The 21685-nt window shown below is 39.3% G+C and carries 19 protein-coding genes; 9 read left to right on the forward strand and 10 right to left on the reverse strand.

What is annotated here, in order from left to right; translation table 11 throughout:
- Positions 1-125: 125 nt before the first annotated feature.
- Positions 126-755, forward strand: coding sequence for a spore coat protein (locus M948_RS29960; RefSeq protein ID WP_021290138.1), 630 nt, complete (start codon positions 126-128; stop codon positions 753-755).
- Positions 756-986: 231 nt separating this feature from the next.
- Complete coding sequence (locus M948_RS29965; protein WP_021290139.1) at positions 987-1187, forward strand: cold-shock protein; 201 nt, start codon at positions 987-989, stop codon at positions 1185-1187.
- Positions 1188-1271: 84 nt separating this feature from the next.
- Here M948_RS29965 and M948_RS0121730 read toward each other — a convergent pair whose 3' ends face one another.
- Positions 1272-1790, reverse strand: a complete 519-nt coding sequence (locus tag M948_RS0121730) for a VanZ family protein (protein ID WP_051170030.1) — start codon at positions 1788-1790, stop codon at positions 1272-1274.
- Between the two features lie 89 nt (positions 1791-1879).
- The gene (locus tag M948_RS29970) at positions 1880-5044 is read right to left on the reverse strand and encodes a DEAD/DEAH box helicase (protein WP_021290141.1); all 3165 of its coding nucleotides are present in this window, start codon (positions 5042-5044) and stop codon (positions 1880-1882) included.
- 289 nt (positions 5045-5333) lie between these two features.
- Between M948_RS29970 and M948_RS29975 the strand changes: the two genes are divergently transcribed.
- From M948_RS29975 to M948_RS29990, 4 genes are read left to right on the forward strand one after another with little or no spacing between them, the layout of a single operon-like run.
- Positions 5334-5690: a PadR family transcriptional regulator gene (locus tag M948_RS29975; protein WP_021290142.1), complete on the forward strand. Its 357-nt coding sequence runs from the start codon at positions 5334-5336 to the stop codon at positions 5688-5690.
- The gene (locus M948_RS29980) at positions 5683-6405 is read left to right on the forward strand and encodes a pentapeptide repeat-containing protein (RefSeq protein WP_021290143.1); all 723 of its coding nucleotides are present in this window, start codon (positions 5683-5685) and stop codon (positions 6403-6405) included. Before M948_RS29975 ends, M948_RS29980 begins: the two co-directional genes overlap by 8 nt.
- A gap of 28 nt (positions 6406-6433) precedes the next feature.
- Positions 6434-7387: a daunorubicin resistance protein DrrA family ABC transporter ATP-binding protein gene (locus M948_RS29985; RefSeq protein WP_021290144.1), complete on the forward strand. Its 954-nt coding sequence runs from the start codon at positions 6434-6436 to the stop codon at positions 7385-7387.
- The gene (locus M948_RS29990; protein ID WP_021290145.1) at positions 7381-8148 is read left to right on the forward strand and encodes an ABC transporter permease; all 768 of its coding nucleotides are present in this window, start codon (positions 7381-7383) and stop codon (positions 8146-8148) included. Before M948_RS29985 ends, M948_RS29990 begins: the two co-directional genes overlap by 7 nt.
- A gap of 935 nt (positions 8149-9083) precedes the next feature.
- Here M948_RS29990 and M948_RS29995 read toward each other — a convergent pair.
- The 4 genes from M948_RS29995 to M948_RS30005 all read right to left on the reverse strand — a co-directional run bounded on the left by M948_RS29995 (position 9084) and on the right by M948_RS30005 (position 13045).
- Complete coding sequence (locus tag M948_RS29995) at positions 9084-9278, reverse strand: hypothetical protein (RefSeq protein ID WP_021290146.1); 195 nt, start codon at positions 9276-9278, stop codon at positions 9084-9086.
- 243 nt (positions 9279-9521) lie between these two features.
- A complete protein-coding gene (locus tag M948_RS30000) occupies positions 9522-9944 on the reverse strand; it encodes an SMI1/KNR4 family protein (RefSeq protein ID WP_021290147.1) in 423 nt (140 codons plus the stop codon).
- A gap of 11 nt (positions 9945-9955) precedes the next feature.
- Positions 9956-12055, reverse strand: a complete 2100-nt coding sequence (locus M948_RS42780; RefSeq protein WP_021290148.1) for a T7SS effector LXG polymorphic toxin — start codon at positions 12053-12055, stop codon at positions 9956-9958.
- A gap of 105 nt (positions 12056-12160) precedes the next feature.
- Entirely contained in the window at positions 12161-13045 is an 885-nt protein-coding gene (locus tag M948_RS30005; protein WP_021290149.1) for a plastocyanin/azurin family copper-binding protein, read from the reverse strand.
- Between the two features lie 162 nt (positions 13046-13207).
- Between M948_RS30005 and M948_RS30010 the strand changes: the two genes are divergently transcribed.
- Positions 13208-14743 carry a multicopper oxidase family protein gene (locus M948_RS30010; protein WP_021290150.1) on the forward strand — a complete coding sequence of 512 codons (1536 nt, stop codon included), beginning with the start codon at positions 13208-13210 and terminating at the stop codon, positions 14741-14743.
- Positions 14744-15111: 368 nt separating this feature from the next.
- Here the strand turns inward: M948_RS30010 and M948_RS30015 are convergent, their stop codons facing one another.
- From M948_RS30015 to M948_RS30025, 4 genes are all read right to left on the reverse strand, one after another.
- Positions 15112-15660, reverse strand: a complete 549-nt coding sequence (locus tag M948_RS30015; protein ID WP_021290151.1) for a GNAT family N-acetyltransferase — start codon at positions 15658-15660, stop codon at positions 15112-15114.
- A gap of 169 nt (positions 15661-15829) precedes the next feature.
- Positions 15830-16909: a hypothetical protein gene (locus M948_RS30020; RefSeq protein WP_021290152.1), complete on the reverse strand. Its 1080-nt coding sequence runs from the start codon at positions 16907-16909 to the stop codon at positions 15830-15832.
- Positions 16910-17119: 210 nt separating this feature from the next.
- Positions 17120-17692 carry a flavodoxin family protein gene (locus M948_RS0121740; RefSeq protein WP_051170031.1) on the reverse strand — a complete coding sequence of 191 codons (573 nt, stop codon included), beginning with the start codon at positions 17690-17692 and terminating at the stop codon, positions 17120-17122.
- Between the two features lie 172 nt (positions 17693-17864).
- On the reverse strand, positions 17865-18974 hold the full coding sequence (locus M948_RS30025) for a YkvI family membrane protein (protein ID WP_021290154.1): 1110 nt from the start codon (positions 18972-18974) through the stop codon (positions 17865-17867).
- A gap of 129 nt (positions 18975-19103) precedes the next feature.
- On the opposite strand from M948_RS30025, the gene M948_RS30030 reads away from it, so the two are divergent.
- Together M948_RS30030 and ald are read left to right on the forward strand one after the other, a co-directional pair.
- Positions 19104-20348: a PucR family transcriptional regulator gene (locus M948_RS30030; RefSeq protein ID WP_021290155.1), complete on the forward strand. Its 1245-nt coding sequence runs from the start codon at positions 19104-19106 to the stop codon at positions 20346-20348.
- 112 nt (positions 20349-20460) lie between these two features.
- Positions 20461-21582: an alanine dehydrogenase gene (gene ald / locus M948_RS30035; RefSeq protein ID WP_021290156.1), complete on the forward strand. Its 1122-nt coding sequence runs from the start codon at positions 20461-20463 to the stop codon at positions 21580-21582.
- Positions 21583-21685: the final 103 nt, after the last annotated feature.

Genomic DNA, 21685 nt, shown 5'->3' on the forward strand with positions numbered 1-21685 from the left:
TTAGCGTTACCATTTCAGAGAAGGATTATGAATAGGTTATGGTTGAAATCTTACCAATTTATACATGAAACGAAGAAAACAGGAAAATATAAACTGCGATGAATAATTAATAGGAGGAATGTAAGATGCAAAATATGAATCAACCTGGAAATCAACAGCAGCCAAGCAATATGCCACAAAATCAACCCATGCAAAACCATGGCGGTCATGAATTATTTGATGCGCACGAGGTGATTGCAGGGATTATTAGTATGCTGGATCAATACCAAATGTATGATCAGCATATTCAAGATCCGGAATTAAAGGATATCCTAACGCGCCAATCGGCGTTTGTTACCCAAACATACAATACGATTGTTCAGACTTTCCAGACAGGTCAAGACCCGCAAGTACCTACAGGACAATATGAAATGATTCAAGATAACAATACGGTCTATGGAATCAAATCTGGACAACCAAAAAAACCAAATGCTTCAATTAACGAACTGTCCGACCAAGGATTATCTGCCTATATGTTAGGACAGACAAAATCCTTAACTTCACTACTAGCAATGACAGCTGTAGAGATGACAAACCCTGTATTACGTCGGGTTATTGCAGATACCGTTCCTAACTTTATTGAGTTAAGCTATGAAATTTTTCTTTATCAAAATAAACACGGTTACTATCAAGTTCCACAATTAATGCAGCAGGATATGACACAAATGTTAAACAGCTATACTACCGTGCCACAACAAGGAAATCAGTTACAATAGATAGACAAAAAGAGGTCAGGGATAGGCTCTCTAGATCGTGGCCTCTTTTTTGTAATTTATTTTAGAGCAATCTCTAAATAAACTTGCATTTCATCAAATCACATGATATTATTAAAGTTAATTATTTTTGTTCGGTGTAAAGGATAGCATGAGTAACTACTTTTCGTCTTGAGATTCGCTTTGGGCAAGGATAGTAATATAATGTGCGAGAACGCACGAGGAGGCAACAAAATGGAACAAGGTACAGTTAAATGGTTTAATGCAGATAAAGGATTTGGATTTATCGAACGTGAAGGTAACGACGATGTATTCGTACACTTCTCTGCAATTCAAAGCGAAGGCTTCAAGACTTTAGACGAAGGTCAAAAAGTAACATTTGACGTAGAACAAGGTAATCGTGGACCACAAGCAGCTAACGTTCAAAAAGCATAATAAAAAACAGGCACTAAACGATAGGGCCTGCTAGCTTCATTGGCTTGTAAAGAAACTTTCTGTTTCTTTACAAGCTTTTTTATTTTAACGATTAAAAGCAAAGAGGATGATTACAAGGATAAACAATGGAATACCAATTGCAGTGGATGTAATAGCAACTATTTTTTTCGCTTTTTCCGTGGACTTTACAAATAACATAATTAGGTAAAATAGAATGATGCCAAGCAATCCGCCGAAGCTATTTAATATAACATCATCAATATCGGTCGCACCAATCGCAAATGTATACTGAATAATTTCTACAGCAACACTCATCACAATGATGGTTAAAAAAACACCTAAGGTCGAACGCGTTTTACGCAAAAGCATAAAGTAAATTCCAGCTGGGATAAAGATGAGGATATTCCCCCAAACATTTACATCAACCAACCTCGTTTGTATTCCGTCATCGACTTGGATATAATCGTTTATCGAAGCGAAGGGGATAAAGTTCACACTACGGAAGTCAGCATCCCCTCGCATAAATAGTAATTGAATTAATAAACCTACATAAAAGAGCAACATCGCCCAAAACATAATTGATGATAGTTGTATTTTTCGCACGTCTTCCATACCTCTTCTGATAGATGATTTTTCTACTATAAACGATATCATAAAGGGTAGATAGCAAGCTATACGTCTGAAGATTTATTCTATAATTGTAATATTTCTCGAATATCTTCCTCTGTAAGCGAGGAGGCTTTGTTATCATGAGGGTCAATGATCTGTTCAATAAGATCTCGTTTTTTTTCTTGTAACGCATTCATTTTTTCTTCAATGGTTCCTTTTGAGATTAACTTGATTACCTGTACGTCATTTTTCTGTCCAATCCGATGGGCGCGATCGGCTGCTTGCTCTTCGACTGCCGGGTTCCACCACATGTCGTAAAGGATAACCGTATCCGCACCGGTTAAATTCAGCCCCGTTCCACCTGCTTTCATAGAAATAAGAAAGAAATCACGTTCTCCCGAGTTGAAGCGATGACAACGATTCACTCGCTCTGCAGAAGGTGTCTCGCCATCCAAGTAAAAATACGGAATACCTTGCACCGTTAATTCCTTACCAATCAAACCTAGCATGTTGGTAAATTGTGAGAAAATCAATACCCTTCGCCCTGCATGCCTTGACTCCTCAACCAAACCTTTTACCTGTTCAAATTTTGCAGAAGTTCCTTTGTAGCCGTCTACAAATAAGCTTGGATGACAACAAATCTGACGTAATCGCGTGAGTCCAGCCAGAATCTTAATCCGATTTTTCCGGATGGTATCCCTATCTAAATGCTTCAACGTATCATGTCGCAGCTTTGCCAAATAAGCAGCATAGAGCTTTTTCTGTGCAGGGAATAATTCTACCGATTCACTAACTTCTATTTTTTTCGGAAGCTCGTTCAGGACATCCACTTTTAGCCGGCGAAGCAGAAATGGACGCATCCTCCTGGAGATCTGCTTTCTCGTCAAATTACTGTACGCCTTTATGCCTTGGAATAATTCTGGGAAGACCACGTGAAAAATCGACCACAATTCTTCTAATGCATTCTCCATTGGTGTCCCTGTAAGGGCAAAGCGATTGTACGCCTGTAATTTCTTTACGGATCTTGCCGTTTGTGTGACAGGGTTCTTAAAGGCTTGTGCTTCATCAAAAAAGACCGTATGGAAGACTTGCTTTTCAAACCAGTTTATCTCTCTACGCAGTAACGGGTAAGAAATAATCACAACATCCTTTTCCATTATGTTCTTTTGGATTTGCGTTCGCGCTGCTCGATTGCCATCAATCAGGCCTGCCCGAATTTCAGGCGTAAACCGCTTCAATTCCTCTAACCAATTATAGGTTAGTGAAGATGGACAAACGATCAGCACTGGCAGCTGTTGCTTCCGAATTTCATCCAGCTCCGCCATGATAAACGCGATACTTTGAATCGTTTTTCCGAGACCCATATCATCTGCTAAAATGCCGCCAAAACCATAATCAGCTAGGGTTTTCATCCAACGAAAACCATGTTTTTGATAGTCATGCAATACAGACTGTAACGCATCTGGAACCGGATAGCGATCAGGATTTGGATGCTGGATGCGTTTTAAAAACTGTAGAAAGGATGCTTCTAAGGTGAAGACTGCGTCATCCGCAGCATCCAACAGCTGAAATCCCTTCGTAACAGGAACATGCACACCTATTTCTAAATCATCATCCTGCGTTGGAACGGCTTTTAAGAACCGCTGGATTTCCTCAAATTCTTTTGTCTCTAGTGTCAGTAAGGAACCATCTCGCAGTCGATAATACTTGCGTTTTTCCTCCAACGCTGCTAATACTTCGCGAATATCTTGCTCAGGAAATCCTTCCATTTCAAACTTGAATTCCAGCCAGTTGATGCGATCCTTCTGTGCCTTCACCTTAATTCTTGGTGGAACAGCGCTTTTTGTAACACGAGCACGGACCGCCGTCGTCGCATAGACGTTCACAAGCGCATGAAGTTTTGGGAGCATATGATATAAAAATTCATACTCAAGCTCCTCATTATGCAAGAAGTACCCTTCATCGGTTACCGCAAATTGACTATCTTCCATCAATTTCAAAATAGTATCTTCCTTCTCGACGTCTCGAATAATGAGTGATCCTGTTTGAATGGGCTGATGTGACAATGGATGGATCACGATATTTTCATAATGAAACTCTACACTGGCAAGCAGCCGATTTTTCACCCGATCCAAGTATAGCTTAGCTTGAAGCGGGATTTTTGCAACTTGATTCGTTACCTTATTCGATAGATGGACTGATCCTAATCGCCGTAATCTAGGAACCATATTTTCCATAAATAATGGGAATCGTTCCTGTGGGATCGTTATAGGTTCGGTTTTAGCAGCCTGCAGCATCTGCTTCAAATCCATCAGATACTTCATATCTTTTTGTTCTAGAGACAGGATCACCCCATCATACAGAACTAAGTTATACGCCGAAAATACACTGACACGATCAAACCCTGTCACTTCAAGCAGGTACCCATTGCCATCCTTTGCTTCCATAACGGAAAACTGCATCGGCAAACGATCCTCAGCTAAACGAATCCCGGCATAAACATGTCCACCATATTCAAGATTTACATTAGACACATCTGTAAGTAATGGCATGATTCGTTGCCAAGCAGACGTTGGAATGAACAGTAACGGATTGGGGCTTTCCGCCTTTGAATGTACATATATATGCTCATCAATCACCACTTGGATCAGCTCATGGACAACGGCATCTGTATCCGTGTCAAAATAATGCAGTTCTGGGTCATAACCGCTCGCTGCATAAGGCACCCCTTCTCTGACGGCTGTCAGGAAGGTACGAATATCCCATACATCTGATGTGCCTAACTTTAGTGCAATGCCAAACATATTCTCTCCGGAATCCAAGGTGAGCTGTTTTACGGAAAATAGCACAGAAAGCCCTTGCCTATTTTCAAAGTGACGCTGTTTCCCGCTTGGCCGTTCAGTGCACCGGTCCAACATAGCTATCATTCCATTTGCTAGCTCCGCATCCGCAACGTGCTGTTCTTGTTTCTGGCGATCATGTATCGCAAGCAACACCGCAGCAATATGCTGACAATCCTTTTTCACAGATGCTAATGCCGGACAACTGCACCGCGTTTGTACCACCTTACCTACATTCATCTCTACTGTCACATAAAAATTCTCTTTTCCACTGACAGTAGCTTCACAATAAGCATCCGTAAACTTGGTGAAGGTTACCTTATTTGCCCGATAAAAAGAGCCTCCTTTTTTGAAGGAGGATGTGCCGCACATTTCTTCAATTTTTTTGTGAGTTAGTTTTATATTCAAACGTCTCGCCCGCTTCTATACATTTCCTAATTGTTAATATGATTGTACCATACGAGGTTCAAGAGACAAATGGATTGGCTTTTGCAGGATGGAAGGCGTTGATAGTATATAATTTTTTCTGATCTTTTGGGATATTTTAACTCATCGTACTCGATTACCAGCAAATAACTCCTAACAAGGATAAGCATAAAACAAAGGTGCAATACTAACCAAAGTATAACGATGATAAAATTACATTGACGATCACAGTAATATGTTGTATGATATACATGTGAAAAGGAGTGACACAATGGGAAATAATAAAAGCTCATCAGACTTACTCAGAGGACATACAGATACGATTATTCTGAAGTTATTGATGGGTGGCGACAAATATGGATATGAAATATCGAAGTTGATCCTTTCCAACTCCAATGGGGAGTATGAATTGAAGGAAGCCACGATGTATTCAAGCTTAAAGAGACTTGAGAAAGATGGACGCATTACTTCATATTGGGGTGATGGGAGCCAAGGGGGAAGGAGAAAGTATTATCGGATTACTGAAATCGGAAAAAAGACTTTTTTTGAAAACAAACAGAACTGGGAGTTTGCAAAACGCGTTCTGGACCAATTATTAAAAGAGGAAGGTGGTAATAACAATGAATAAGAAATTAATGACGTATTTAGATGAAGTATTCTCACCCTATGAGGACTTGCATGTAGTCAGAGAATTAAAGGAGGAGTTGTCCAGTGATTTGCAGGAAAAATGGAGTGACTTGAAAAATCAAGGTTATAATGACGAAACGGCTTACAGCATGACCGTCGACTCTATAGGAGATATTTCGGAGATCATCGAAAGTATTTCTTCAAAAACAATAGAGTTAAAACAAATGGTAGGCAGGGATTTCTCAAAAATCGACCTACGAGACTCCGATCTAAAGCAGGTAGAAGTGCATGAAGGAAAATTCAACAAAAGCGCCATGGATGGATCGGACTTCAGCGGTTCCGACTTAACAAATAGTTCTTTTCAATCCAGTGATTTGAGAAATATTACATTCGATGGCTCTAATCTGACTGGAGCAAAACTCATTAAATCTGCCTTGTCAGGTGCAAGCTTTCAAAGATGTGTCTTAAATTATACGGACTTCAGCTATTCCGATTTATCTGGCATATGTTTTGCTAATCACACATTTGAGGGAACTATTTTTGATAAAGCAGGGTTAAAAGGAACATCTTTTAAAAATGCAGTTTTTAGAAATGTTTCTTTTAGACACTCCTATGACGTGAAAAAGGCTGATTTTGACGGAGCTACAATGGATAAGTTAACCTATGCCGTTTTGAAAGGAAGTAAAGCAAACTTGAAGAATGTAACCGTAATATAACCATATTTTTTAAAAATGGGGGATACAAATGATTCAAACTAATACAGCTATTGCTGTCAAAGGCCTTAAGAAGTCCTACAAGAATCTGAACGTACTGAAGGACATTGATTTTACTGTACAAAAGGGTAGTATTTTCGCTCTCCTTGGCTCCAATGGTGCGGGGAAAACAACAACAGTCAAAATTCTAACGACTTTGCTTCTTCCAGATAAAGGGAGCCCAGAGATTTGCGGTTTTGACGTCATCCGGCAGCCGGATCAAGTTCGTGAAAAAATCAGCCTGACGGGCCAATCCACCGCAGTTGATCCTGTGTTGACCGGGAGAGAGAATTTACGTATGATTGGCAAATTACGTCATCTGCCCGATGCAAATCGTCAGGCGGATGAATTGCTTGAACAGGTGCAGTTGCTTGACGCCGCTGACCAGAAAGTCGCCACTTATTCCGGCGGTATGCAGAGACGGCTCGACCTGGCAATGGGTTTGATCGGGGGCCCATCTGTTATATTCCTCGACGAGCCGACCACCGGCTTGGATCCGCAAAGCCGTAAAGCTTTGTGGCAAATCATTAAAGACCTTGCTGATTCAGGCATCACCGTGTTTTTAACGACCCAGTATTTAGAGGAGGCAGACCAGCTTGCCGACCATATCGCTATTCTTAATGATGGGGAAATTATAGCGGAAGGAACTGCAGCAGAACTAAAAAAACTACTTCCCCATGGGCATATTGAACTTAAATTTAGTGATGAAAAAGAATTACAATTAGCACGTAATCTGCTTATTCAATATAATATAAGCCTAAGCAAGGAGAACCCTACGATGACGATTACCACCGATGGGAGCATCCAACAGATGACGGCGATTTTAAGCCAGCTTGACCACGCAGACATAACGGTGACTGAATTTTCTCAAAAGAAACCGACACTCGAGGATGTTTTCCTCGCGATGATCGGTGAAAACCATGGAGAGGAAAATGCTTTATGTTAACTGCTAGAGTTAAGAATAAAATTAGCGAGACGATGGTTTTGACAAGGCGCTCCATGCGCCATTCATTAAACATCGATACCCTGCTTACTGCAATTGCAACACCGATTATGATGATGCTGATGTTTGTTTATGTGTTTGGCGGCGCGATGGATACGGGAGCCATAGACCATATCAATTATATGGTTCCAGGCATCCTTCTTATGGGCATCGTCAGCGGCGCCATTTACACTTCTGTACGAGTAAACAACGATATGACCAGTGGTATTATTGATCGGTTTCATTCTATGCCAATTGCAAGATCATCGATATTGACGGGGCATGTCATGACATCCGTTGTATTCAATGCTTTTTCAACTTTATTGGTCCTGTTGGTAGCCCTGTTTATGGGGTTCAGGACGGATGCCAGCATTACCGCATGGCTCCTTGTTATTGGAATCCTATTGCTGTTTACCCTTGCAATGACTTGGGTCTCGGCATTCTTCGGTCTTTTAGCAAACAGTGTTGAAGGCGCCAGCGCTTTCAGCTATCCTGTGATATTTCTGCTGTTTATAAGCTCAGCCTTTGTGCCAACTGATACTATGCCTGGGGTGGTTCGAGCCTTTGCTGAGTTTCAGCCCATGACACCACTTATTGAAACCGTACGTTCCCTGCTGATGACTGAATCTGCTGGAGATAGCGTTTTGATTACTATTTTATGGTGGTTTGGTATTCTCATTGCCTTCTCTATTGCCGCCATTCAAGTTTATAAGCGTAAGACGTGATAAATTAATTTAAACAAATATCTGAATCAAACATTTATCTAAAAAGCACTTGCTGCCTCTAAGTCAGCAAGTGCTTTGTTAGTTAAAACCTTGATAGTTTTTCACCATTAAGGTTTGAAATTGAGGTTTTTATGTTCATACCTTTTATAATTCTTTTAATAATTTCTACACTTTATGTATTTCTTCTAAATAACGGATTTTCATAGTCACTATAAATATCCATATAAGCCCTTATACCACCAGTGATATGAATACCTTCAATATCTTTATTATTTTCTAACTCCAATGTTTTATATCATTTATATATAAGTTGCAAGACACCACTTTTTATTTCACTATTAAAATCTTTTCCAAGATTACTTAGCACTAATCTTATATGTTGAATTAATTGCTTCTTTTTTCCCATTTGTAACCTATCACTCTATATAGCTTTCTACTAAAAGACACATTCCTTAGAAATTCTATATCTATTCTATCAACTCCTCTTACCTCACCATTCCTCCCCCACAATTGTGGATAGTCAGTAAAATAAATACTCATCTTCATCATAAACAACTATTCCAACATCAATGAAATCTTATTGCAAAAACCCTCTTAAATAATATTCATAACCTGAATCAATTCGTTCTAGTTCTTTCCTAAATTCTTTAATTTCCTGAATTTTTAACGCATTTAAAATTGTAAATCTATTGATACAGGATAGCTTTTACCTTCTTCAATTTTATAAGGGAATACAAAAGCAAAACCTGTAAATTTAATACCCTCGATGACAATTGTTCCTTCCTCTTCAATTTGAGAATTTAGTTTTTTTACAAAGCCATTACTCAGCTGGATTAACTATGGAATGTTTTCTCCATTAATAGTTTTCCAAAATTTCTTTCCACTCTGTGTATGATATGTAGTAATATCACCTTTGTTATTAGTCCATACAAATGCTAACTTTGCTTTACCATTTTTATTATTTCCCATAAATTTAGCATACCGGTTCGTGTTTTCCCACTTGGTCCTAAATCATTAGACTTCGGTTTGGTAAAAGCTGCTTTGCCACCAACCGCGATGGAAAATAGACCAAAGCTGGAAAGCAAATGCCCCTTTGAAAGCGCCTCATCGTAATGCTCCCTTTGCTGCATCCACTCCGCCAAGAGTTAGCCAGTTAACGAAATCAGACGGTGTGTTCAGCGTATTTTCGGCCCGGCTACTCAGTCCATTAAAAAAGTCTTTCCCTGCATCGAATGCACCGAGTGTTATATAATTACCAAAATCATACCATGAATCAAGACTTTTATCTCCACTTTAAAAAGCACTTGTTGCCATATGCAACAAAGTGCTTTATTCGAACTAGATTAATTAATTTGTTATTATAAAGTAAGTAATTAATCACAGTTATCTATTGCCTCTTGAAAGCTATCTTCCAAATAATCATCAAATGTCGAGTACCTTTCTATTTCCAGTTTACTTACATCGTCCCAACGCACAACATTATATTTATCCACTGTATTTAAACAATAGACAAATTCATCCACCTCTTCAATGACCAAATAATTTTTTGGTAACCCCGACTTTCTATTTCTCTCGGTACTTTCAACTACAGAAGCATATTCTTCCCCTTCTACCCCTAAAACATCAACACCACAAATACCACCAGAACCTAGTTCTTTAACAAATTCTTTATATTCCAAAGGGAATTTAACTTCCAATCTCATTTGTGCCTTTTTTATATATTGTTCAGAAATTTCTCCGATAAAATCGCCTTTTTCCCTATACTCTTTTATCATCTCTAACAATTTATTATTCAAAACAAGTCACCTCATTCCGTATAAGTTGAGCGCCATTTCCAATACTTCTTTCTGAAATTGTTGAATTGCTTATCAAGTACAGTATCATTTCTAAAACTATCTCCATTTTTTATTAACCCATGTAATATTTTTTTATAATCATCATGAGTAGTTGCCACGATTTCTACCATATTACCGGATTCTTTCTGAATTAAATGATGCAACTCAATTTGTACTTCTTTACCATCTTTATCAATTACATATGGCGGTCTACCTTTTTCTGCAAGTTCTTTATTTGAAAGTCCTCTAGCTTTTGGATGCTTCGGAGTATAATCCCAATTTATATCATTCATTTGATAAACTCGCCTAGAGATATCCAAATCTTTCCCAGCAACTTTTACTGTACCCTTAATCTCTATGGCTCTATAATTATCCCCTAACCAATCTAATTTAACTTCCTTTCCATAAAAACTTGATGGTTTAGTAGATATACTGCTTGTTCCCTTACTTCCTCCACCTTCTCCTTGCTTCACTGCAAAGTGGTATCCACCAGTTGTATCGCTTACTACTGTAACCTCTGGCAAATGCGTTCGATACCATTCTTTGATATTGGTTAGTGTAGGAAGTTTGGACGGTGTTGCGGTTGATACACGATTTTCACTACTAGTTGATTCCACTTTCTTATGATTCGATTTCCCACTTGGTCCTAAATCATTAGACTTCGGTTTGGTAAAAGCTGCTTCGCCACCAACCGCGATGGAAAATAGACCAAAGCTGGAAAGCAAATGCTCCTTTGAAAGCGCCTCATCGGGATGTAATGCTCCCTGTGCTACATCCACTCCACCCATAGTTATCCAATTCACGAAATCGGACGGCGTGTTCAGCATATTTTCTGCACGGCTGCTCAGTCCATTAGAAAAGTCTTTCCCGGCATCAAATGCACCGAGTGTCATATAATTACCAAAATCATACCATGAATCAAGGCTCTTATCCTTTCGTTCTTCCATCTCCTGCCATAGATCGGAACCAATCTCTTGGATGCTTTGGCCTGTTTTTTGAAATAGATTCTGTTCTCTATTCTCCGGAATGGCTGAGACAAATTCATAACATACTGTGCCTTCAGCGTTTTCAAATGCTCGAATCTTTCTATCATCCGCTAGTGTATAATAAACACCCTGCCACTCTCCTTTGTAATCTGTAATTTCCACATCTGAAACGATCTGATCCTTTAATGTAACGAATTCCCCTTTGGTCAATACATCTCCTGAGGCAGCAGTAATAGCACGTATTGCACGCATGCTATAATCGAGTGTCTTTACATCAAAAGCTTGCTGAAGGTACGTCCCAACGACCTCCGCTAAAGGCGTAAATTGGGACAAAAGCTGTTTTCCAACTATACCCATAAGTACTTCTGGTGCTATGGCACTTGTTTCTGCCTTTTTTCTCAAATCGCTTAGTAATTCCAAGTGAAAGTTATATCTAGTAATACTCCTGGCGCGATAGGTTGGAATCGAAATCTCCCCATGAATAACTACCTGATTCAATTTACTTACATAGCGTTGCATGGATTGGAGATCCTTTTCAACAATAGCAAGCTTCGATGTGTTCTGATGATCAAAGGTATGTAAGTTTTCTAATGCCTCATTCGCCATTTTCTTAGAATGCTGAACCGTATCGAAGAACGAACGATCATCTACCATCGGAAGTTCTACAATATCTTGAATCGATTGAATAACGCGATTTGCATCATCTGTTAAAGACATTGTAACATTTTCGATCATGTTTAAGCCGCGTTGTATATCTTGGTCAATAAAATCCTCGCGAATAACACCATTTTCATCTGGTTCCAGCGTGCGTAACATTCGTTTCATGCCATCAAGTGTATCCGAATACGTTGTAAGGAAACCTTCTAAAAAAACGAGCAAAGGAACATGACATTCCTGATAGAAAGATCGGATGGATGCTGCCGTCCTACCTGTAAAAGAATTCTCCAACGATAAAACCGCTTCGATTCGTTGTTGGATCGTCTGGACCTGTTTATGTAACGCTGCTAGATGAACTTTGGTGTCATCGATATAACTGTGTATGTCTTTTGCATAGATTGCTTTTATATTCCTCCACCTCACATTCACAATTGGAAAATAATGATAATTACCTAGCTTAATAGAATTATACTAAAAGAACTAGATTTTGAGAATGTTTGGTACGCACAACTAGCAAGCTTTTATGACTTTCACTTATAACGTTACCTCGATCTCCCCCTCCATTCCAGCTTCTTTATGACCAGGAATGGTACAGATATAACGATAGGTTCCTGGTACAAGCGGAATAAATGTAATTCCCTGCTTTTCACCAGCATTACTATGAATTTGAATTTGACCACTTATTTGTTGATGGTGTTGGGATGAAGGCAATTCCCTGGCTTCCAAACCTATGAATTCTAAAATATGCTCAGACTCTCCCATATTATTTAATTCAAGCTTTATCGTCTCTCCAGTCTCCACCTGTATCCGATTCGGACGAAAGGCGTATTCGTCTGCTTCAATCGATAAATTTTTTACATTCACATGAGGGTTATCATGGCCGATTTCATTTGAAGGAGGAGGGATAAGAGGTTCTAATTGATTATATCCCATAATAAAAAGCAGAAATCCAAACACCATAACGACAGGATGGTGTAACCAATCTCTCTTGTTTGTAACCGGCTGCTTTAGAATTTGAAATAGCAAAAGGATCGTAGCAATAAATAATACAACCATGATTCTAATCATTGGATCTTGAAATTCCGGAGCAATCATCTCTCCAAGCATTGCGCCCATCATACCGCCCATGACACCTGCTAAAGTACCATCTAAGACAGCTAGGATGCTTACTGGTATTCCTGCTAAATAACCAGTAACCATTCCAATAATCATCGCCATAACAGTGGAGTAGAATAAATTTCCGGATAATAAAATCCCTATCATCACACCCGTTACAAGTCCAACACTCATCCCCAGTGCCATCGCCACCATCATACCAGTCATGGTAGTAATCCTTTTTCGGCAGACAAAGGTTTGCCATATTATAATGGAGGTTAATATGCATATGCCTATTAACGTTATATATAACGGAATCGCCATCTTTACCTCTCCTTACTAACTTGTCCTATTGCTTCATTATATGATTGGTCGAAGAGTTCATTCATTTGAAATCAACAAACCTTTTAATGTCACAGAAAATTACGCTTTCATGCATGGTTTCTTCACATCTTCTCGATAGACTTTTGAGAAGGAGGAGATGCAATGAAGAAGGTATTCTTATTAACTTTAATCGGATTAATGAGCGTTATCATAGCAGCATGCTCACAACAATCTGCTGAAACCATCACGAATGAGAACCAACAAGACGCTGTAGAAGTCAAAGCAGAAGATATGGCAGGAAAGAAAGTGAATGAATTTGACCTAACTGCAAAAGAGACCTCATGGAAACTAAGTGCTGAACATACCATAAATGCTTGGACTTATAATGGAACTGTCCCGGGCGAGCAGATACGTGTCACAGAAGGAGAGGTCGTCAAAGTTAATCTGACGAATCAGCTAGAAAAGCCCGTATCTATTCACTGGCACGGCATTCCAGTTCCAAATACGGAGGATGGAATCCCTGGTGTAACACAGGATGCTGTAAAACCTGGGGAAACCTATACGTATGCATTTGTTGCCAGCGATCCAGGCACCTATTGGTACCATTCCCATCAGAATGGGGTCGAACAGCTCGATAAAGGATTATATGGAACAATTATCGTGGAACCAAAAAATGAAACTAATCGTGATCGGGATTATACGTTAGTGCTTGATGAATGGGAATCTGAAAAACATCAGGAAAAGGATACGGAAGCTATGAATCACTCCAGCATGAGCATGGATAGCATGAATGAATTGAACCAAAAAGGGTCTATGAAGGGCCATGACATGTCTTCTTATGACATCTTTACCATTAACGGAAAAACATATGAAGGGAATAAAACGTTAAAGGTCAAAAAAGGCGATCTTGTTAAGCTTCGGTTCATTAATGCTGGATACATGGCTCATCAAATTCATATTCCAATAGACTATCAGATTACCCATGTCGACGGGCAAAAGGTAAATTCACCGCAAACCATGAAAGGATCTATGTTTGAGGTTGCCCCAGGAGAACGGGTCGATGTTGAATTTCGCGCAGATGATAGTAAGGACTTTTCGATTGATCGTCACGGTGAAATGGAAGCATCCCAAGATATGAAAATAGATATTGCTTATGAGGAAGGGAATGGACAAAAATTAAAGCACCTTTCATCGCCGGGTAAAATAGATATTACAAAGCTTGGCGAGCAAACGGAATCACAGTTCAAAACAGACGATGAGTTTGATGTGGAATATGAGCTGGATTTAGGTACAAGAATGGACATGGATACTGAAATGGGGATGGTGTGGACGATTAATGGTAAGACATATCCTAATGCACCACCTCTAAATATTGATAAAGGAGATAGGGTAAAGGTCACCCTGAAAAATAACAGTATGGATAACTCCTCACACCCTATGCATCTACACGGTCATTTTTTTCAGGTCCTCAGCAAGAACGGAAAAGCCCTTAGCGCTTCCCCGATTAGGAAAGACACATTAAATGTCAAGCCGGGCGAAACCTACGAAGTAGCATTTCTAGCAGATAACCCGGGAAATTGGCTCTTCCATTGTCATGATCTGCACCATGCCTCAAACGGAATGGTAACATTGGTTAAATATAATAGCTTTAACCAATTCTACAAAGATACAGGAGAAGTAGATAACCAGCCGGAGTAGAGATAGTCACTAAAATGACCATTTTGATTCATCCTTGTTGACAACGATACTTATGAGACCATCATGCGTATCGTTGTTAACATAATAAACATAATTAATATACAAAACAATATTATATTCTTCTTTTCTTTATGAATGTATGAATTGTAAAGCAAGTAGATGGCTAATCCTAAAAAGATAAAATGAAAGATAATAGCCCAAGCAGTTTCGGTAATCCCCCAGATAGTGATGAGTAGAAAGATAACTCATGATAAAGATCGTCGTAAATAACCATAAAAAGATAAGCATAGTGAGCTCCCTTAATCCTATTTTAATAGACTAAACCCTCTTGAAGATCATAACCCATTAATCAAGGATAACGTAAGTATCTAACCCAGCTCAAACTCCGCTTTCAGCATGGAATACATATACAAATCATCAAACTTTCCACATGTATATTCATAATGTCTTAATATACCTTCTTTTGTAAATCCTTGCTTTTCTACTAATCGTTGCGATGCACTATTCAGAGGTTCAATTAGAGCCTCGATCCGTTCCAATTCAAAATGCTTATATCCATAGCTCATGACAGCATTTAATGCTTCTTTAGCAATTCCTTTTCCCCAATATAGCTTACTGAGTTCAAATCCAATTTCCGTGCGGTAATGTCTCGGCTGCATATTTAGAAAGCCACAGCTTCCGATAACCGCATCCTTATCTTTCAGGGTAATCCCCCATCGAATCCCAGTTCCTTCTTTCCTAATGGATTGATACCAATTAATTTCCTCTAACACATCCGTTGATGTTTGATACGGCTCCAAGCCCATATGTTTCACTACTTCCTTATCGGATAGGTAGGAATACATATCATCCGCATCCTTACACGTTGCCTCTCTTAAAATCAGTCTCTCTGTTTCAATGATTGGAAATGTATTCATGTCTGTTTCTCCCTTGTTTGTTTTCCTAGCGGTATATCCTAATTCTTTGCTGGTTTATCTAATGAAGTAATTCCTACTACTACAAATTATATTAAAAAGTAGCTAGAATGCGAACATTCAAATGTACAAACCTCCACAAGAATGAATCTTGTGGAGGTTTTGGGTTAGTCTAATTCAAAAAGTTAATCGTTGGGATTGGTTCAACTCCGCTTGCATAATAATAATTAAGGACACTAAAGAAATCAATTGTCTCTCCACTGTTAACGTCCAATACTAAAATATGGTCACCATAGTTAGTTAAATCGTCTGTATCTAATCTTCTTGGTGTTGTTTTACCTAACGTATCAACAAAGGAGCTGCTATATTGTGTTGGAGGTCCTGAACGATAAGATGACTCATGATACGTAAATAATGTCTCTTCATCTAAGTAGATTAATAGTGCATTACTAGAGCTAGCATATGACGAACTATAATTTACTGGTCCTGAAATAGACTTTATATGGACATCCGAGATATTGTGATCACGTTGATTATAGTTACCATCCCATGCGAAATAATATTCACGCTCCCAATCTAAATGCGCATTGTCGCCATCAATCGTAGCGACATAATTTCCATTTGAATATATCTCCCCGCTTGGATAACTTAGTACAGCATATAGCAAGGTGGAAGATGTAGAAATAACACTTGCTGCTCCCGATGGATTGGTAGCATTCATTTTTACGGTATAACTGTCTTCCAATGTGTCCGTTGAATAGACGCGTAATGCCCAATCACCAGCGGGCAATTGATTATTGGCAATTAGATCTCCGTCATATCCACCAATAGATGTTGGATACGCTGTTCCAGTGTCCCAATCAACTTGGTAAAGTTCAACAATATAATTAGGATTGTCTGTTTGTAGCTCAAATAGAATACTTCTATCACTATCTACACTAAAGAACCAAAAATCGTCCGGGTCATCGGCAGTTAGCGAATCCTCAAAATTCATGCGATCACCAGTAACATCAAAATTCGATTGGATTGAAGGAGCTTGATGCACCGGGGTACCATTGTTCTTATTTGCTTCTGGCAGCTTAGAATCAAAATCAATTTGCTTGTTATTGGAAGATGCTTTTACATTAAATTCCTGTAACTCATGATCATCTAGCTTCGCAGCCCCATAAGCGGTAGATGATAAGGCAAAAACACTAACTAGTAAAGTAACCATAAAAGCCAGGATAACACTTACACCATGTTTACGATTCATACAGAATTCCCCTCCATTGATATAATTTGTCTTCTATATTTATATCGGTTTTCTATTGGGAATTTTAATATAAAAAACAAAACATTGATAAATATCAAAAAAATAATCACATAAAAAAAGACTGCCTATTGTAATTCCCCCTTAAAGCATAAATTTTCTTAGACTTTAAGCGGCGGAATATAGACAGCCTTTCATAAAATAAATAGATTTTTAAGCCATTACATTTCCTTTAGCAGGTATCGGATTTTCTTTGAGAAGTTTTGCGAAATACATGGTATTGTAAGCAAGCATCCTTACATGACTTTGTGTGAATTCATTTTCTTCTCCATTTGCTTCAATAAAGGAAGGTCCTGGGCCTGCCTCACCAACCCAATATGCATCAACATTTGGTGGGACTACAAAGCCGATATGCGATAGACCGTATAGAAGCGATGTTGCTGCATTCTTCGCACCGTCCTCATTCCCCGTTATGACAACGCCAGCGACCTTATTATAATAAATGGATTGCCCCTTATTATTAGTTAAACTGCTTCCGCCATATAAACGTTCCATGGCAACCGTAGCTAAACTACTCTTCTCTCCGAGCCAAATCGGTGATCCAATGATTAGGATATCTGCCTTTTTCACTTTTTCTAAAATCAGCGGCCACTCATCACCATCTCCAAGATCATCGCTAATACCAACAGGGATGTGATAATCGGCGAGCCGAATGGTTTCACTTTCGACATCCTCTTGCTGGTAAATCCGTTTGACTTCTTCATATAATGCGTCGGTGTTTGAAATCTCATTACTATCCTTTAATGACGTATTTAAAAAAAATTGCTTTTACATCTGTCATTGTATCTCTCCTTTTACATAACGGTACCCGGAATCGGAGGAGGATAATCGCATGCTCTAAGCATCTTGCTATTTCGACAGCGGCTAACTTTCCTTCACATCTAAATAAGCGATGCACCTAATCATGCATCGCTTTTCCCATTTCTTCTTGTACTTGCTGTTGTTTTGCTTCTCTTTTAAGTTTTATCGGTGCGTAAATCAAACCTAGAATCAACACAAGACCCATATATCCAATGGTGGGATAGAATAAGGAAACCAAATCGGTGAAGCCGACAAAGCTGACGGCAAATCCGACGATTAAGGTAATCGTATAAAAGATTCTAAACTTGCTTGTCTCTACCTCCGTAAAGCGCGCCGCAAACGAATAAAACATACTTAACGCAGTATTAAAGATCATAGCCAAGATTACAATCGCCATCATCGTGCCTAATAACGGCGAGATATCGTTGACAATCGCCAGCATTGGCATATCCATGCTGCCAACTTCCTCAATTTTAGAGAAGATAGCCAAATGACTTAAGATAATCAGTAATCCTAGCACGAATCCTCCAACTAGTCCTCCAATGGCAGCTGCTTTTCTATCCTTTTCAGCACCGCCCATTACCAATGCCATCGATGCACCTACTGCTGTGTTAAAGGATGCATAATTCACTCCTGCAATAAACCAGTTCGGCAATGTCGTCGGCTGTTGATTCGCTAAGCTGTTCAAGGAACTAAACGATCCATCCATCGAAATAAAGCTATAGATTGATATGATCACAATAAATAGGATTAAGAATGGAGTAATTCCTCCAATGACAGAAACCACCTTGTCCACATTCATCATCCCAAGTACCAACACGAGTATCGTCATGAGAATCGTACCTATGATTTCTGGCAGGCCAAATTGCTGAGCTAAGTTAGAACCTGCTCCTGCCAGCATCACAACACCAACACCAAACAAGGTAAAGATAAGAATATAATCAATAACCGTCCCTATGAAGCGACCAACAATAGTTCTCCCACTTATTTTATATATTACATCTTTATGTGAATTCGTTTTCATTCTACTGCCGACCCAAACAAGCGTCATGCCAACATACGCAAATAAAGCGGTTGCAATAATGCCCCCAATAATCCCCATTAAGCCAAAGCTTGTAAAGTATTGCAGTACTTCTTGTCCAGAAGCGAAACCTGCACCTACAATCACGCCGATAAAAGCGCTTCCAATTAATAGGATCTTTTTCATTGTGTTTCCTCCCATCATGATGCATGATTACTATAACATCTTCACTATGAAATCGATTTGTGTATATACTAAAATGAGAGAATAAGCTTTTGTTTATTTGTTCAAACCATATACGGAGGAAAAAGGTCTATGTCCCAAAAGAAAGATGTACTGAATAGTTTAAATGAAAAGATGACATCCCTCGATCAGCTTGCAGACCAAATTGCAGATATCTTCGGATGTCCCATTACCATAGAAGATTCCAATCATCATGTCGTATCCTACAGCAAGCATAAAGACAACATCGACCAAGTTCGCATATCTACGATTATCAATCGGAAGGTACCAGATAAGGTGATTAATGGTTTATGGAAAAAAGGCGTGATGCCAAAATTAATCGATAGCGATGATCCTGTCAGTATTCCCAAGATCAACGAAGTTGGCCTCGGTAATCGCGTCGCTATTTCCGTACGCAAACATAATGAAATATTAGGATTTGTCTGGGCGCATACTTCCGACAAAACCTTCACGGAGGAAGAATTGGTTCTCTTTAAGGAAGCTGCTGCTTATGTAAAGAAATTTTTCCTGAAAGACCTGCAACGCCATCGCAAATTAGAAGAAGGTTATCGAGACTTCTTTTGGCAGCTGTTACGAGGGGATTTGCAAGATACGGATGCCATCAAACAACGGGAAAAGAAATACAATATGCATTTGGAAGGGAATAAGGCAATTGTTGTGATTCGCTTTACCGATGAAGTAACCGAACAAATGGAAAAGCATGCCTTTTATCTATCCGAATCCCAGGTCAAACTTCATGTGATTACCAGCTTGTTTGACGATAATGATTTTATAATGCTCGTCCATCTAAAGGAAGCATTCGATTATAAACAAACGTTGTATGCTTTTATGGATCAATTCATTACTCGAATTAGTCAGCAATTGGACTTGGCCAACGTGTTTGGCGCAGCAGGTCTAGCTTATCAAGCCGCACAACAGATCCAAAACTCCCATCAACAGGCTAGAGAAGTGTTGAAGCTACAGGAAAAATTGCCTGATACCATCGATCCGGTCAAACTCTATGAAGATTTAGGTGTGTATCAATTTATTGAGCAATTGGCAGAAACTCGCAAGGCGGATCAATACCAGAACCCCTTTATGGAGAAGCTTCGTGCGTATGACCAACAGCACGGAACCTCCCTGCTAGCGTCATTGGAAGTGTATTTACACTGTGATAGCAATGTCTATAACGCAGCCAAACGATTATTCATCCATCCGAATACAATGAATTATCGCCTCAAGCGAATGAGAGAAGTGAGTGGCATCGACTTAAAAGATCCGAATCTAAAAGCGAATATCTACCTTGACTTAATTATAGAAAACATCCAACAAACATGATTTGTGCATTTACACAAATCATGTTTTTTTCTTTTAGATTTTTTCATAATGAAACCGTTTCACAGAAGCGATATGATACAAGGAGAGATTGATTGAGAAGGAGTTGGATAAGATGATTATTGGTGTACCAAAGGAAATTAAAAACAACGAGAATCGCGTCGCTATGACACCTGCTGGTGTGATTCATTTAATAAATGCTGGCCATACCGTTTATATCGAAAAAGATGCAGGAATGGGAAGTAACTTTACCGATGCAGAATACCAAGCAGCTGGAGCAGAAATTATCGTTACCGCCGCAGATGTTTGGGAAAAAGCAGATATGATTATGAAAGTAAAAGAACCACTTGCTGCAGAATACAAATACTTCCGCAAAGGACTTATTTTATTCACATACCTTCATCTAGCTGCAGAACCTGAGCTAGCAAAAGCATTGGTTGAAAATGAAGTCACTGCGATTGCTTATGAAACCATTACAGCAAATGGCACATTGCCATTGTTGACTCCAATGAGTGAAGTTGCTGGGCGGATGGCTACGCAAATTGGGGCACAATATCTAGAAAAATCCGAGGGCGGCAAAGGGATTCTACTTGGCGGCATTCCAGGCGTAAAACGTGGAAAAGTAACGGTCATCGGTGGTGGCGTTGTTGGAACAAACGCTGCAAAAATCGCACTTGGTCTTGGTGCAGAAGTGACGATGATTGACTTGAACCCCGTACGCCTTCGTCAATTAGACGATATCTTTGGTTCAAGCATTCAAACATTAATGTCGAATCCATTCAATATCGCACAAGCTGTCAAAGAATCGGATCTTGTGATTGGATCTGTACTCATCCCAGGAAGGAAAGCTCCTAAACTCGTATCCGATGAAATGGTTCAATCCATGCAGCCTGGATCTGTGATCGTTGATGTTGCCATCGATCAAGGTGGTAACTTCGAAACAGTCGATCACCCAACCACCCATGATGATCCAATCTATGTAAAACACGATGTGCTTCATTATGCGGTTGCTAATATCCCTGGTTCCGTGCCACGTACGTCTACGGTTGGTTTGACAAACGTAACGGTACCATATGCGGTACAAATTGCATCTAAAGGTGCTGCGAAAGCAATTCAAGATAACCCGGCAATTCTGTCTGGTGTCAATGTGATGAACGGAAAAGTAACCTACGAAGCAGTAGCAGCTGATCTAGGATACGATTTCGTATCACCAGAAGATCTATTGAAAGACGTATAAGTAAATATCTTCTATGTGCCCTTCTACCTCGGTAAGAAGGGTACTTCTATATCACGACTATTCAAAAAGCACAGGATCAGCAGTCACCTAAGGAGAGATGCAA

Origin of the sequence: Virgibacillus sp. CM-4, from assembly GCF_000445495.1 — a bacterium.
Classification (GTDB): Bacteria; Bacillota; Bacilli; order Bacillales; family Amphibacillaceae; genus Virgibacillus; species Virgibacillus salexigens.

What these genes read in the sequence shown, in the direction of transcription:
- M948_RS30015 (WP_021290151.1), bottom strand. Translation starts at nt 15,660, where the DNA reads ATGAATACATTTCCAATCATTGAAACAGAGAGACTGATTTTAAGAGAG.
- M948_RS30020 (WP_021290152.1), bottom strand. Translation starts at nt 16,909, where the DNA reads ATGAATCGTAAACATGGTGTAAGTGTTATCCTGGCTTTTATGGTTACT.
- M948_RS29960 (WP_021290138.1), top strand. Translation starts at nt 126, where the DNA reads ATGCAAAATATGAATCAACCTGGAAATCAACAGCAGCCAAGCAATATG.
- M948_RS30010 (WP_021290150.1), top strand. Translation starts at nt 13,208, where the DNA reads ATGAAGAAGGTATTCTTATTAACTTTAATCGGATTAATGAGCGTTATC.
- M948_RS29995 (WP_021290146.1), bottom strand. Translation starts at nt 9,278, where the DNA reads ATGCAGCAAAGGGAGCATTACGATGAGGCGCTTTCAAAGGGGCATTTG.
- M948_RS29985 (WP_021290144.1), top strand. Translation starts at nt 6,434, where the DNA reads ATGATTCAAACTAATACAGCTATTGCTGTCAAAGGCCTTAAGAAGTCC.
- M948_RS30030 (WP_021290155.1), top strand. Translation starts at nt 19,104, where the DNA reads ATGTCCCAAAAGAAAGATGTACTGAATAGTTTAAATGAAAAGATGACA.
- M948_RS29965 (WP_021290139.1), top strand. Translation starts at nt 987, where the DNA reads ATGGAACAAGGTACAGTTAAATGGTTTAATGCAGATAAAGGATTTGGA.
- ald (WP_021290156.1), top strand. Translation starts at nt 20,461, where the DNA reads ATGATTATTGGTGTACCAAAGGAAATTAAAAACAACGAGAATCGCGTC.
- M948_RS29990 (WP_021290145.1), top strand. Translation starts at nt 7,381, where the DNA reads ATGTTAACTGCTAGAGTTAAGAATAAAATTAGCGAGACGATGGTTTTG.
- M948_RS29980 (WP_021290143.1), top strand. Translation starts at nt 5,683, where the DNA reads ATGAATAAGAAATTAATGACGTATTTAGATGAAGTATTCTCACCCTAT.
- M948_RS30005 (WP_021290149.1), bottom strand. Translation starts at nt 13,045, where the DNA reads ATGGCGATTCCGTTATATATAACGTTAATAGGCATATGCATATTAACC.
- M948_RS30025 (WP_021290154.1), bottom strand. Translation starts at nt 18,974, where the DNA reads ATGAAAAAGATCCTATTAATTGGAAGCGCTTTTATCGGCGTGATTGTA.
- M948_RS29975 (WP_021290142.1), top strand. Translation starts at nt 5,334, where the DNA reads ATGGGAAATAATAAAAGCTCATCAGACTTACTCAGAGGACATACAGAT.